The sequence below is a fragment of the Terrabacter sp. RAF57 genome, from assembly GCF_052113925.1.
GTDB lineage: Bacteria > Actinomycetota > Actinomycetes > Actinomycetales > Dermatophilaceae > Terrabacter.
In genome coordinates, this window is sequence record NZ_JBFRDT010000003.1 from 439096 (window position 1) to 452878 (window position 13783).

9 protein-coding genes are annotated in these 13783 nt (G+C 69.8%); 2 read left to right on the forward strand and 7 right to left on the reverse strand.

Annotated elements, in window-relative coordinates:
- Window position 1 precedes the first annotated feature (1 nt).
- From alaS to AB4Y83_RS07080, 7 genes are all read right to left on the reverse strand, one after another.
- Window positions 2-2674: an alanine--tRNA ligase gene (gene alaS, locus AB4Y83_RS07050; RefSeq protein ID WP_442296402.1), complete on the reverse strand. Its 2673-nt coding sequence runs from the start codon at window positions 2672-2674 to the stop codon at window positions 2-4.
- Window positions 2675-3028: 354 nt separating this feature from the next.
- On the reverse strand, window positions 3029-4081 hold the full coding sequence (locus tag AB4Y83_RS07055; protein WP_056776430.1) for an ABC transporter ATP-binding protein: 1053 nt from the start codon (window positions 4079-4081) through the stop codon (window positions 3029-3031).
- Entirely contained in the window at window positions 4078-5148 is a 1071-nt protein-coding gene (locus AB4Y83_RS07060) for an ABC transporter ATP-binding protein (RefSeq protein WP_442273701.1), read from the reverse strand. Before AB4Y83_RS07060 ends, AB4Y83_RS07055 begins: the two co-directional genes overlap by 4 nt.
- Complete coding sequence (locus AB4Y83_RS07065) at window positions 5145-6131, reverse strand: ABC transporter permease (RefSeq protein ID WP_442296403.1); 987 nt, start codon at window positions 6129-6131, stop codon at window positions 5145-5147. Before AB4Y83_RS07065 ends, AB4Y83_RS07060 begins: the two co-directional genes overlap by 4 nt.
- 113 nt (window positions 6132-6244) lie before the next feature.
- Window positions 6245-7999, reverse strand: a complete 1755-nt coding sequence (locus AB4Y83_RS07070) for an ABC transporter substrate-binding protein (RefSeq protein WP_442273703.1) — start codon at window positions 7997-7999, stop codon at window positions 6245-6247.
- A gap of 94 nt (window positions 8000-8093) precedes the next feature.
- A complete protein-coding gene (locus AB4Y83_RS07075) occupies window positions 8094-9125 on the reverse strand; it encodes an ABC transporter permease (RefSeq protein WP_442273704.1) in 1032 nt (343 codons plus the stop codon).
- A 270-nt stretch (window positions 9126-9395) separates the two neighbouring features.
- A complete protein-coding gene (locus AB4Y83_RS07080) occupies window positions 9396-10796 on the reverse strand; it encodes a replication-associated recombination protein A (RefSeq protein WP_442296404.1) in 1401 nt (466 codons plus the stop codon).
- A gap of 20 nt (window positions 10797-10816) precedes the next feature.
- On the opposite strand from AB4Y83_RS07080, the gene AB4Y83_RS07085 reads away from it, so the two are divergent.
- Together AB4Y83_RS07085 and AB4Y83_RS07090 are read left to right on the forward strand one after the other, a co-directional pair.
- On the forward strand, window positions 10817-13012 hold the full coding sequence (locus tag AB4Y83_RS07085) for an MMPL family transporter (protein ID WP_442296405.1): 2196 nt from the start codon (window positions 10817-10819) through the stop codon (window positions 13010-13012).
- The gene (locus tag AB4Y83_RS07090) at window positions 13009-13773 is read left to right on the forward strand and encodes a GNAT family N-acetyltransferase (protein ID WP_442296406.1); all 765 of its coding nucleotides are present in this window, start codon (window positions 13009-13011) and stop codon (window positions 13771-13773) included. The genes AB4Y83_RS07085 and AB4Y83_RS07090 overlap by 4 nt, the downstream gene beginning before the upstream one ends.
- Window positions 13774-13783 lie beyond the last annotated feature (10 nt).

Consider the following 13783-nt stretch of genomic DNA (forward strand, 5'->3'; position numbering starts at 1 on the left):
GTCACGCGCTCCGGTTTCGGAGCTGGTCCTCGACGGTGCCGAGCGCCACCGAGACACGGGTCGCATCGGTGCCTCCGCCCTGGGCCAGGTCGTCCTTGCCGCCGCCACCGCCGCCGAGCGCCTGGGCGGCCGACTTGACGAAGGCCCCGGCCTTGAGCCCGGCCTCCCGGGCGCGCTCGTTCGTCGCGACGATCACGACCGGACGGCCGTTCGCCACGGAGGCCATCGACACGAGCACCGGCCGGTCGTTGCCGAGACGGCCCCGCACGTCGGTGACGAGCTTGCGCAGGTCGTCGCCGGTGACCCCGTCGCCCGCGTCGTGGCTGACGAACGTCACGCCGGCGATGTCGCGAGCCGACTGGACGAGACCGGACGCAGCCCCGAGCACCCGGCTCTGGCGCACGGCTGCGATCTCCTTCTCGGCGTCGCGCAGCCGTGCGAGGATGGTCGCGATGCGGTCGGGGAGCTCGTCCCGGCGGACCCCGAGCGTGTCGGTCAACTGGCTGACGATCGTGGCCTCGCGGGCCAGGTGGGAGTACGCGTCGGCACCCACGAGCGCTTCGACGCGTCGCACGCCGGAGCCGATCGAGCTCTCACCGAGCAGCTTGACGACACCGATCTGGCCGACGCGAGGGGTGTGCGTGCCGACACACAGCTCACGCGACCACTCGCCGATCGAGACGACCCGGACCCGTTCGCCGTACTTCTCGCCGAAGAGCGCCATGGCGCCGAGCTTCTTCGCAGCGTCGATGTTCATGACGTCCGCCGTGACGGGCAGGTCGTCGAGCAGCACGGCGTTGATCCGCGCCTCGATCTCACCCATCGCCGCGGCCGGGGGGGCCTGGAGCGACTTGAAGTCGAAGCGCAGGCGGCCCGGGGAGTTCTCGGACCCGGCCTGAGTCGCCGTGTCACCGAGCTCGTCGCGCAGGGCCTGGTGCACCATGTGGGTCGCCGTGTGGGCGCGCGAGATCGACCGGCGGCGCACGACGTCCACCTCGGCCTCGGCGTCCTCGCCCAGGCCGGCCTCGCCCTCGAGCACCGTCGCGCGGTGCACGACGAGGCCGGTGATGGGTCGCTGGACGTCGGTGACCTCGATGAGGGCACCGTTCGCGAGGCGGATGTGCCCGTGGTCGGCCTGCTGACCACCGGACTCCGCGTAGAGCGGCGTGCGGTCGAGCACGACCTCGATCTCGTCGCCGGGACCGACCCGGTCGACGACGGCGCCGTCGCGGATCAGCCCCCGGATGCGGGTGTCGGTCAGTGTCTGGTCGTAGCCGGTGAACTCGACGTCACGCCCGAGGGTGTCGGACAGCTGCCGGTAGACGCTCGTGTCACCGTGCGCCGACTTCTTCGCCCGCGCATCGGCCTTGGCCCGGTCGCGCTGCTCGCCCATGAGCCGGCGGAAGCCGGGCTCGTCGACCTGCAGCCCCTGCTCCGCGGCCATCTCGAGCGTCAGGTCGATCGGGAAGCCGTAGGTGTCGTGCAGCGCGAACGCCTCGGCTCCGCCGAGGCTCGTCGCACCGGACGACTTGGCCCGCGCCACCGCCGTGTCGAGGATCGTCGTGCCCGAGCTCAGGGTGCGCCGGAAGGCGTCCTCCTCGGCGTACGCGACCTGGCTGATCCGGTGGAAGTCGGTCTCGAGCTCCGGGTAGGAGGCCTTCATCCGATCCATGCTGACCGGCAGCAGCTGCTCGAGGGTCGGCGCGTCGACGCCGAGCAGGCGCATCGAGCGGACCGCACGGCGCAACAGTCGGCGCAGGACGTAGCCGCGACCCTCGTTGCCGGGCGTGACGCCGTCACCGATGAGCATGAGTGAGCTGCGCACGTGGTCCGCGACGACGCGGAAGCGCACGTCGTCCTCGTGGTCGGCGCCGTAGCGACGGCCCGTGAGGTCCTCCGCGGCGGCGATGACCGGAAAGACCTCGTCGGTCTCGTAGATGTTGTCGACGCCCTGCAGCAGGAACGCGACGCGCTCGAGCCCCATGCCGGTGTCGATGTTGCGCTTGGGCAGCTCGCCCGCGATGTCGAAGTCCTCCTTCGACCGGACGTTCTCGAGCTCGTACTGCATGAACACGAGGTTCCAGAACTCGAGGTAGCGGTCGCCCGCCTCCCAGTCGCCGTCGGCGCCGAACTCGCGGCCGCGGTCGAGCAGGATCTCGGAGCACGGGCCGCCGGGACCGGCGACGCCCATGTTCCAGTAGTTGTCCTTGCGCCCGAGGCGCACGATGCGGTCGTCGGAAAGGCCCGCGACCTTCTTCCAGAGCGCGATCGCCTCGTCGTCCTCGTGGTAGACGGACGCGTAGAGGTCCTTCTCGTCGAACCCGAGGCCACCCTCGGCCTGGCTGCGGGTGATGAGCTCCCACGCCAGCTCGATGGCGCCTTCCTTGAAGTAGTCGCCGAAGCTGAAGTTGCCGTTCATCTGGAAGAACGTGCCATGCCGGGTGGTCTTGCCGACCTCCTCGATGTCGAGGGTCCGCACGCACTTCTGCACGCTCGTGGCGCGCGAGAACTGCGGGGTCTCCTGACCGAGGAAGTACGGCTTGAAAGGGACCATGCCGGCGTTGACGAACAGCAGGTTCGGGTCCTCGTGCACGAGCGGGGCGCTCGGCACGACGGTGTGGCCGCGGCTGCCGAAGTACGAGAGCCAACGACGCCTGATCTCAGCGGTTTCCATGATGAGTCCTTGGGGTCGACGGGTGTGGTCTGCGGGAGCCCGTCGCGCGTGCGGGCGCGGGCGGGCGGGGCGGGGTCAGCGAGGCGCCTCACTCGGGCGCGGCTGACCCCCGGGGAGCTCGCCTCGCCGGCTGCAGGCCGCCGCTCCGGGTCGGCCTGGGTCCCTTGTGGGCCACGGTCATCGTCCTTCGGTCGTCGGCGCACACTCGCGCCGAGGTGCTTCAACCCTAACGGACCGCGTGAGACTCGTCCCACCACCTTTGCCGGGGTATGCCGCCGGGCCGGCCCCCCCGTGCGGGAGCCGGCCCAGCGGCACACGTCGTGCTGCGTCGCGCCCTCGGCGCTCACTCCGTGCTCAGGCGGAGTGCTCGACCTCCGCGACGAGGTCGGTCTTGACCTCCGGGAAGTGGCACGCCTGGAGGTGGACGCCACCCTCGCGGAAGGTCCGGGTCGACTCCTCGGCTGTCGCCGAGACGAGCGGCGGCTCCTGCTGGGCGCAGATGTCCTGCGCCTTCCAGCACCGGGTGCGGAAACGGCAGCCGCTCGGCGGGTCGATCGGGCTCGGCACGTCGCCGACGAGGCGGATGCGCTCCTTGGGGGCGATGCCGCGCGCGACGTTGATGTCGGGCGCCGCCGAGAGCAGGGCCTGGGTGTAGGGGTGCTCCGGGGCCTCGTAGATCTTCTTCTTGTCGCCGTACTCGACGATCTTGCCGAGGTACATGACCGCGACCTGGTCGCAGAAGTGGCGCACGACGCCGAGGTCGTGGGCGACGAAGATGAACGCGAGGTCGAGCTCGTTGCGCAGCTTGGCCAGCAGGTTCATCACCTGCGCCTGGATCGACACGTCGAGGGCCGACACCGGCTCGTCGGCGATGATCAGCTTCGGCTCGACCGCGAGGGCCCGCGCGATGCCGATGCGCTGGCGCTGGCCGCCCGAGAACTCCGACGGGTAGCGGTTGATGTGCTCCGGGTTGAGGCCGACGAGCTCGAGCAGCTCCTGCACGCGAGCCTTCTCCTTGCCCTTGTGCAGGCCGTGCACGCGCAGCGGCGTGCTGAGGATCGCCCCGACCGTCTGCCTCGGGTTGAGCGAGGAGTAGGGGTCCTGGAAGATCATCTGCACGTTGCGACGGATGTCGCGCAGCTCGTGCTCCTTGAGGTGCGTGATGTCGCGCCCCTCGAACTCGACGGTGCCGCCGGTGGGCTCGTCGAGCCGCGTCACGAGCCGGGAGGTCGTCGACTTGCCGCAGCCGGACTCTCCCACGAGTCCGAGGGTCTGGCCCTCGTTGACCGTGAAGCTGATCCCGTCGACGGCCTTGACCGTCGCCTTGACCATGCGCAGGCCCTGGACCTCGCGGAACGGGAAGTGGCGCTGGAGGTCGGTGACCTTGAGCAGCGTCTTGTCGCTCATCGGACTCCCTCGTCGTGCTGCAGCGTGGCCACGGGGTCGGCCAGGTGGCAGCGGATCTCACGGTTGGACAGGCCCGGCGTGGGGCGCCACTCGGGCAGCTGGGTCCAGCAGGCGTCGCCCTCGACCTGCGTCTTGAACTCGCAGCGCGGGTGGAACGAGCAGCCCGACGGCAGGTTGAGCAGGCTGGGCGGCGTGCCCTTGATCGCCTTGAGCTCCTCGAGGTCCTCGGAGTGCGAGGGCAGCGACTGGAGCAGTCCGTAGGTGTAGGGGTGCGACGGCTGGGCCAGCACCTCCTTGGCACTGCCCTTCTCGACGCCGCGACCGGCATACATCACGAGGATGTCGTCGGCCGTCTCGGCGACGACCGCGAGGTCGTGCGTGATGAGGATGACCGCCGAGCCGAACTCCTTCTGGAGGTCGTTGACGAGGTCGAGGATCTGCGCCTGCACCGTGACGTCGAGAGCCGTCGTCGGCTCGTCGGCGATGAGCAGCTTCGGGTTGTTGACGAGTCCGAGCGCGATCATCGCGCGTTGGCGCATGCCGCCCGAGAACTCGTGCGGGTAGGAGTTGGCGCGCCGCTGCGGGTTCGGGATGCCGACGAGGTCGAGCATCTCGACGGCACGCTTGAGGGCCACCTGCTTGCTCACCTTGTTGTGGGCCTGGTAGGCCTCGGCGATCTGTCGGCCCACCTTGTGGAACGGGTGGAGCGAGCTCTGCGGGTCCTGGAAGACCATTGCGGCCTTGGTGCTGCGGATCTTCTGGAAGGTCGAGTCCGGTGCACCGACGAGCTCGAGGCCGTCGAGCTTGATGCTGCCGGTGATCTGGGTGCGCTTGGGGTTGTGCAGGCCGAGCACCGCCATGCTGCTGACCGACTTGCCGGAGCCGGACTCGCCGACGATGGCGAGCGTGCGGCCCAGGCGGGCCTGGTAGGTCAGGTTGGAGACGGCCTTGACCACCCCCTCCTCGGTGGGGAAGGCCACCGAGAGGTCGTTGACGTCGAGGACGACGTCGCCGGCGTTGCGGGCTTCTGTGGTCTGGGTCGAGATGGTGTTGACGGTCGCGGTCACGAAAGCCTCACTCGCGGGTCGATGAAGGAGTACGCGATGTCGACGACGAGGTTCATGACCACGACGACGACGGCTCCGATGAGCACGGTGCCCATGATGACGGGCAGGTCGAAGGACCTGAGGGCCGCGAGGCCGCGACGGCCGATGCCGTCGACACCGAAGATCTGCTCGGTGATGAGCGTGCCGGTCAGCAGCGCGGCGATGTCGAGGCCCAGGATCGTGGCGATCGGGCTCATCGCGGCGCGGAAGCCGTGCTTGAACAGGACCGTGCGCTCGTGGATGCCCTTGGACCGTGCCGTACGGATGTAGTCCATCGACAGCGTCTCGATCATCGAGTTGCGGGTGTAGCGGACGTACGACGACGCCGTGACGAGCCCGAGGATCAACGCCGGAGCCAGCATGCCCGCGAAGTAGGGGCCGACTCCTGCGGATATCGCGGAGTACTGCGGAAGGACGTTCCACAGGATGACCGGGTAGAGCGCGACGAGGAGCGCGAGGACGTAGTACGGGATCGAGCCGAGCACCTGGGAGGCGCCGACGAGCCCGCGGTCGGTCGCGGAACCGCGGCGGACCGCCGCGATGATGCCGAGCGTCACGCCCACGGTCACGAACACGACGGCGGCCATCAGGGCCAGCACGACGGTGTTCGGGAAGCGGGTGAAGAGCTCCTCGTTGACGGATCGACGCGTCACGAACGAGAAGCCCAGGCACGGGGCGCCGCAGTGCACGGTGTCGCCTGCGTAGACGAAGTCGCGGCCGACGAAGAGTCCCTTGAAGTAGGTGAGGAACTGCTCGATGAGGGGCTTGTCCAGCCCGATGCTCTTGGTGATGGCCTCGAGCCGCGCGGGGTTGCACTTGGTCTCGGGGCACATGGCCTGTGCCGGGTCGGACGGGCCCGCGAAGAACAGCAGGAACGCCGAGACCAGGGTGGCCATGATGACGCTCAGGGCGAGAGCCGACCGCCTGAGGATGTACGTGAGCACGTTTTGCCTTCCAAACGAGGTGGGCGCCGGTGGTGGGGGCCCGGGAAACCCGGACCCCCACCACGGCTTCAGTTCAGATCTTGCTCCCYTTGCGGGGCGCTGTCACTGACGACTTACTGGTCGAGCCACACGTCAGTGAGGTCCGGCATGCCCTTGTTCGGGTTGTTGTGGACGTTCTTGACCTTCGTGCCGAAGACCGAGTTGCCCTTGTCGTTGTTGTCCGGGATGGCCAGCAGGTAGTTCTCCGTCAGCCACTTGTCCATCTTGCCCCACTCCGGGCCCTGCTCCGTGATCGACAGCTGCTGGATGCGCTTGATCTCGGCGTCGATCTTGGCGTCGGAGAAGTTGCCGAAGGTCGTACCACCCTGCGAGAGGGCGATCGTGCCGAAGGTGGGCGGGATGATCGAGTCGGCGGACGGCCAGTCGAAGCACCAGCCACGCGGCGACTGGAGCATGTTGTACTTGCCCTTGGGGTCGCTGACGATCTTGCGACGCTCAGCCCCCGGAACGCCGATGTCCTGCACCTTGAAGCCGGCGGCCTCGAGCTTCTGCTTGCGGACCTGGTTGACCTTCTGCGCGATGTCGTCGTCGTTCGTGTAGTAGTAGATGAGCTCGAACGGCTTGTCGGGGCCGTAGCCGGCCTTGGCGAGCATGTCCTTGGCCATCGTCGGGTTGCCGTCGCCCTGGCCGTTCATCTTGACGCCCGGGGCCGCCTCGGCCGTGTAGTCGAGGTGACCGGCGATCTGCGGCGGGATGATCGTGCTGGCGGGCGAGAACGAGTGCGTCGTCTCACCGCCGGCCTTGTGGATCGAGTCGAAGGGCCACGCGACGGCGATGGCCCGGCGGATCTCGAGCGGGATCTTGCGGGCGTCCATGTTGACCATGAGCACGCAGGAGGAGGGGCCCTCCTCGAACTGGGCCTTCTTGTCGCCCTCGATCTGGGGGATCAGCGAGGAGTCGATCGGGTCCCAGTTGAGGGTCGTGGCGTCGTCGCCGTTGGAGGCGAGGATGGCCGTCTGCGTCTTGATGGTGTCGACGCCCCACTTGAAGTGGAAGCCGTCTGGGTAGTTGTGGCGCGCCGGGTCGGTGGCGGGGTCCCAGTTGGGGTTGCGCTTGAGGACCAGCTCGGTGCCCGGGGTGTACTTGTCGAACATGTACGGGCCGGTGGCGAGCGGGTGCAGCTGGTAGTCGGCCTTCTTGTCCTTCGCCTCGGGGATCGGCGTGAACTGGTTGAAGGAGACGAAGTAGGGCAGCGTCTCGAAGCGCTTCTCGAGGTGGAAGATGACCGTCTTGTCGTCGGGTGCCTCGACACCCTTCCAGTTCTTGTCGCCCTTGTAGGGGCCCTGGTAGTCGGCGCCACCCTTGAAGAACTCGCGCTGGTACGTCGGGCCGTTGGCCGCGAGGTCGGGGTCGAACGAGCGCTTCGCGGCAAAGACGATGTCCGCGGCCTTGACCGGGCTGCCGTCCTCGAACTTGATGCCGTCCTTGAGCGTGAAGGTCCACGTCAGGCCGTCCTCGGACTGCTTGCCGAGGTCGGTCGCGAGGTCCGGGACGAGCACCTGCTTGCCGTCACGCGAGACGTAGGTCGTCAGGGCGCGGTGCGTCAGCGAGAAGATGACGGCCGTGTCCTGGAAGAACTGGTCGCTCGGGTCCATGTTCGCGGGCGTCGAGGCGTAGGGCACCGTGAGGATGCCACCCTTCTTCGCGCCGGGGACCTCAGGCGCGGGGCCCTTGGCGTTCGGGTCGAGGGCGGCACCCGCCTGGTCGACCGGGGCGTTTCCGCCGTTGGTGCCGTTGCCGGCACCGCCGTTGTTGGCGGCAGGGGCGCCGCAGGCCGCGACGAAGCCGAGGGAAGCCGCGGCTCCCACGGTCAGGACTTTGGTCCAGCGCATTGTTGTTTGCTCCCTTTGTGCTTGTCCCGGCGCTTTGCCGAGAACATCTGGTGACCGTGACCCGGTGGGGTCAGCGGCGGCTGGTGGGGTCGAACGCGTCGCGGATCGAGTCGCCGAGCAGGCTCAGGGCGAGGACGAGGAGCGACAGGCCGATGACCGACGGCCAGAGCCACAGGGGGTACGTGGCGAAGAGGTTCTGCGCGTCGGCGATGGTGCGACCCCACGACGCGGTGGGCTCGACGAGACCGGCACCGAGGTAGCTCAGCGTCGCCTCGTAGGTGATGTAGGCCGGGACGGCGATCGAGGCGGAGACGATGATCGGACCGACGAGGTTGGGCAGGATCTCGCGGAAGAGGATCGAGCGGGTCGGCACACCGATGGCGCGGGCCGCCTGGACGAACTCACGCTCGCGCAGGCTCTTGACCTCACCACGCACGAGGCGTGCCAGACCCATCCATCCGAAGACGACGAGGATGACGATGAGCACCCAGAAGCGGATCGCTGAGGTCTCCTCGGGAGTCAGGTCGCTGCCGGCGGCGATGCGCTTCTGCATGATCGGGATGATCGCCAGGACGAGCAGCAGGATCGGCAGCGACAGGAAGAAGTCGATGACCCAGGAGATGACCTTGTCGGAGGCGCCACCGAGGTAGCCGCCGACGAGGCCGAGGGCCACGCCGACGACGGTGGACGCGAAAGCCGCGACGAAGCCGATGATGAGCGAGGGGCGAGCGCCGTAGGCCCAGCGGGCGAAGAGGTCGCGGCCGAGGCGCGGCTCGACCCCGAGCCAGTGGGCCGAGCTGGCCCCGACGGTCGGCAGACCGTTGAAGTCGACGAGCTCGGTGTGCACGGTGCTCGGGTCGGCTTTCGCGCCGGTGATGGGGTCGACCGCCTCGAGCGAGACGAGGAACGGGGCGAAGATCGCGACGAGCAGGAAGAACAGGATGATGGCGAAGCAGATGATCGCGACCTTGTCCCGCTTGAGCCGGGCCCAGGCCACCTGGCCGGGAGAACGTCCGGTACGGACCTCCTGGTGCTCACGGGCGGTCGTCGAAGACGTCTCCTCGGATTCCTCGGTCAGCGTTGCTGCTGAGGGCTCCGGCATTGCGTTCAACGCGTTGTCTCCATCCTTGTGGGATCACATCCGACCCGGGGATTCGTCACCCGAGCCGCCCTCGGGAGCGCACCAGTTGATCCGGATGCCACCCCCGCCGGGACGACGTGAGCCTGCCACACAGTTTCGCGCTGTCCAAGCATCGAGACGTGCATGGATGACAAATCGTTACCGAGTACCGCGTCCCGCGACACAATGTGCGTCCACGCGCGGCAGGCCCGAAACAATCCCCGACACGCGCCCGCTGACACGTCGCTCCGGTCACTCTCCGCGCGTGCGCCCCAGACGTCCCGAGAGCCATTCCCAGCGCGCCCGGAGGCGCTCCTCGAACCCGCGGTCCGTGGGGCGGTAGTAGCTGACGGCGTCGTGGAGGTCGTCCGGGAGGTACTGCTGCGCGGCGACCCCGTCGGGCTCGTCGTGGGCGTAGACGTAGCCCTTCCCGTGGCCGAGGCGCTCGGCCCCGGCGTACCCGCTCCCCCGCAGGTGCGCGGGGACGACGCCGCCGCGCCCCGCGCGTACGTCGGCGATCGCCTCGTTGATGCCGAGGTATGCCGCGTTGGACTTGGGTGCCATGGCGTTGTGCACGACCGCCTGGGCGAGGATGATCCGCGCCTCCGGCATGCCGATCTGCGCCACCGCGTGCATCGCTGCCACGGCCGTCTGGAGGGCGGTCGGGTCGCCCATGCCGACGTCCTCGCTGGCGGAGATGACGATGCGGCGGGCGATGAAGCGGGGGTCCTCCCCCGCCTCGAGCATCCGCGCGAGGTAGTGCAGGGCGGCGTCGACGTCGCTGCCTCGCATCGACTTGATGAGCGCGCTCGCCACGTCGTAGTGCTGGTCGCCGGCACGGTCGTAGCGGACGGCCGCCTGGGCGACAGCCTGCTCGACGTGCGCGAGGGTGATCTCGACGGGGTCGTCGGAGATCCGGCCCGCCGGCTGCGCGTCGAGCGCGACGCCGGCGGCGGCCTCGAGCGAGGTCAGCGCCCGGCGCGCGTCGCCGCCGGCGATCCGGACGAGGTGATCGGTCGCGTCGACGACCATCGTGTGTGCGCCACCGAACCCGCGCTCGTCCGCGAGCGCGGCGGCGAGCAGCTCGGCGATCTCCTCGTCGGACAGGGACTCGAGCGTGACGAGCACCGAGCGCGACAGCAGCGGCGCGATGATGCTGAACGACGGGTTCTCCGTCGTGGCGGCCACGAGGATGACCGTTCGGTTCTCCACGCCCGGGAGCAGGGCGTCCTGCTGGGCCTTGGTGAAGCGGTGGATCTCGTCGAGGAAGAGCACGGTCTGGCGGCCGTACAGGTCGCGCTCGCGCACGGCCGACTCCATGACCGAACGGACGTCCTTGACGCCGGCCGTGACGGCCGAGAGCTCGACGAAACGGCGCTCCGCCGCGGTGGCGACGAGGTGGGCGAGCGTCGTCTTGCCGGTCCCGGGCGGCCCCCAGAGGATCGCGGACAGCGGTCCGGCGGCCCCGCCTGAGCCCTCGATGAGCCGGCGGAGCGGGCTGCCGGGGCGCAGCACCTTGGCCTGGCCCCGGACCTCGTCGAGGGTGCGGGGCCGCATCCGGGCGGCGAGCGGGGCGACGCCTGCCGACGCCGGCTGCTCGCCGCGCTCGGCGGCGGAGGCCGCCCCGAAGAGGTCCTCCGTGCTGTTCGACATCACTGTGGAAGGCTATCCGCGTGCAGAACCCCTCAGCGGTGGGCCCGGCGCCGCGCACCCGTCTGGCTCGCCTCGGCGCACTCATCGCCCGCCACCCGCGCACGTGGATCGTCGCCTGGGCCGTCGTCGCGATCGCGTGTTTCGCCGTCGCGGTCGGTGGGGTCACCGGCGAGTCGCTCTTCGAGCGCCTCCACTCGGGTGCGCCGACCGTCGAGTCCGAGTCGTCGCGCGCCCAGGAGGTCATCGCCGAGAGCCAGCCGGCGCTCGAGACGCTGACGATGCAGGTGACGGGTGCCGACCTCGCCGACGCAGCGACGGTCGAGGCCGGGACGGCGGCGACGCGCGAGGTCGCGCAGGTCCCCGGGGTCAAGAGCGTGCGGTCGCCGCTGCTGGCGCCGGGCGGCGTCACCGACCCGTCGGTGGCTCCCCTGCTCAAGGGCGGCACGCCGACCGCGGGCGGCTTCGTCACCGTCGTCGACTTCGCGCCGGGTCTCGACAAGGCGGCACAGGACGCGGCCGAGACCCAGGCGGAGGCCCGACTGCTCGGTGTCGCCACGGCCATGCACGCCCAGGGCTCAGTCGGCAGCACGAGCAAGGTCATCGAGGCCATCACGACGACCGTCGAGCGGGACCTGCTGCGGGGCGAGGGCATCGCCCTGCCGCTCACCTTCATCGTCATGTTCTTCGTCTTCGGCGGCTTCGTCGCCGCAGGCATGCCCATCGTCGGGGCCGTCGTCTCGATCGGTGGTGCGCTGCTGTCGCTCTTCGGCTTCTCGCACGTCGTCGAGCTCGACGCGACCGTCGTCAACATCGTCACCCTGCTCGGGCTCGGGCTGTCCATCGACTACGGCCTGCTCACCGTCAGCCGCTTCCGCGAGGAGCTCGCCCACCGGGAGCACGACGTGCCGACGCGCGCGGAGATCGCGCACGCGGCCGAGCGCACGGTGGCGACCGCGGGCCGCACCGTCCTCTTCTCCGGACTGACCGTCGCCATCGCCCTTGCCGGCCTGCTCATCTTCGAGGCGTCGATCATGCGCGCCATCGGCGTGGCCGGGGTCAGCGTCGTGCTCGTCGCGATGGTCGTCGCCATCACGCTCGTGCCGGCGCTGTGCGTGGTGGGCGCAAAACGGCTGTCCCGCAAGGCTGTTGAGAAGCCGTCCGACGTCGGCCTCTTCTCTCGCCTGGCTGTCGGCGTGCAGCGGCGCCCCGTTGCCGTCATCCTCGGTGTCGTCGTGGTGCTCGTGACGCTGGCCCTGCCCACCCTGTCGATGAAGCTGACGTCGTCCGGGACCGAGCTGCTCCCCAAGGACGCTCCCCAGCGGGTCTTCTTCGAGCAGCTCGACCGCGACTACCCGGCCCTCTCCGCCCCGGAGGTCACCGTCGTGGCCCGCACGGCCGACACTGCCGCCGTCACGGCGTGGTCCCAGCAGTTCCGCTCGCGTCCGGGCGTCGAGGGTCTCGTCGTCCGTCCGCTCGGCAGCGGCGACCAGCGCGTCGACATCCGCGTCGCCGGGCGGCCCACCTCCGACGAGGCGCAGGACCTCGTGACGACGATCCGCGCGACGAGCGCCCCCTTCGAGACGCTGACGACCGGCCAGGCCGCCGGACAGATCGACTTCCTCGACTCGATGTCGGCCCGCGCCCCGTATGCCGTCGCGCTCGTCGTGCTCGGCACGTTCGTCCTGCTCTTCCTGATGACCGGGTCCGTCGTGCTGCCGGTCAAGGCGCTGCTGCTCAACGTCATCTCGCTCGGTGCCGCCCTCGGCGTCGTCGTGTGGATCTTCCAGGAGGGCCACCTCGAGGGGCTGCTCGGCTTCACCTCCGTGGGAGCCCTCGAGTCGATGGTCCCCTTCCTCGTCCTCGCGTTCGGGTTCGGCCTGTCCATGGACTACGAGGTGTTCCTGCTCTCGCGGATCGTCGAGTTCCACCGGCACGGCGCCGGCAACGACCGGGCCGTGTCGCTGGGCCTCCAGCGCACCGGCCGCATCATCACGTCGGCCGCCCTGCTCATCGTCATCGTCTTCGGCGGTTTCGTCGCCGGCGACATCCTCATCATCAAGGAGATGGGGGTGGCTCTCGTCGCGGYCGTCGTCATCGACGCGACCCTCGTGCGGATGCTGCTCGTGCCCGCGACGATGACGGTGCTCGGCCGGTGGAACTGGTGGGCGCCTGCACCGATGCGTCGCCTCCACGACCGCTTCGGGATCACGGAGTGACCACCGTCGTCGCGGCGCACGGACTCGACGGCCTGCTGGCCGCGACCGGCGGCCATCCCTTCGTGCGGTGGGAGGTGACGGACGAGCTCGCCGCGACGTGGTGGGCCACGACCGACGCGGTCGCCTTCCAGCGCACCCGCAAGGCCGTGCGGCGCACCGTCAACGTCCTCGGCGGAGACGACGGCGTGACGGCGCTCCTCGACCACCTGCCGGAGATCGCGGCGACCGTCTCGCCCGACCGTCGCGCCTTCTCGGTCAGCGTGCCGCAGCACCTCGAGCCGCACCTCCGGGAGCGCTACCGGGTCATGGACGGCGGCGACTGGGAGTGGTTCCACACGACCACCCCTCCCGACGAGCACCCCTCGCACGAAAGGGTGGTCGTCATCGACGACGTCGCGCGCGCCGACGAGGTCCGGGCCTTCCTCGAGGCACAGTCCCCCACCGCCGACACCGAGCCCGGCTCCGGGGAGCGGTGGTTCGCCGTGGAGGACCTCGACGGCTCCCTCTGCGCGGTGGCCGCCTGGGGCACCACCCGGGCCGGCGCGCCGCACCTGTCGTCCGTCGCCGTCGACACGCGCCTGCGGGGACAGGGGCTCGGCCGCACGATCGTCGGCGCCGTGACCCGCCTGGCCGTCGCCGAGACCGGCGTCTGCACCCTCGGGATGTACTCCCACAACACCGTCGCCCGAGAGCTCTACCTGTCGCTGGGCTACGACCGGTTGTGCGCCTGGTCGAGCCGCCCGGTCGTCATCGACCGCTGACCGGGCGGCG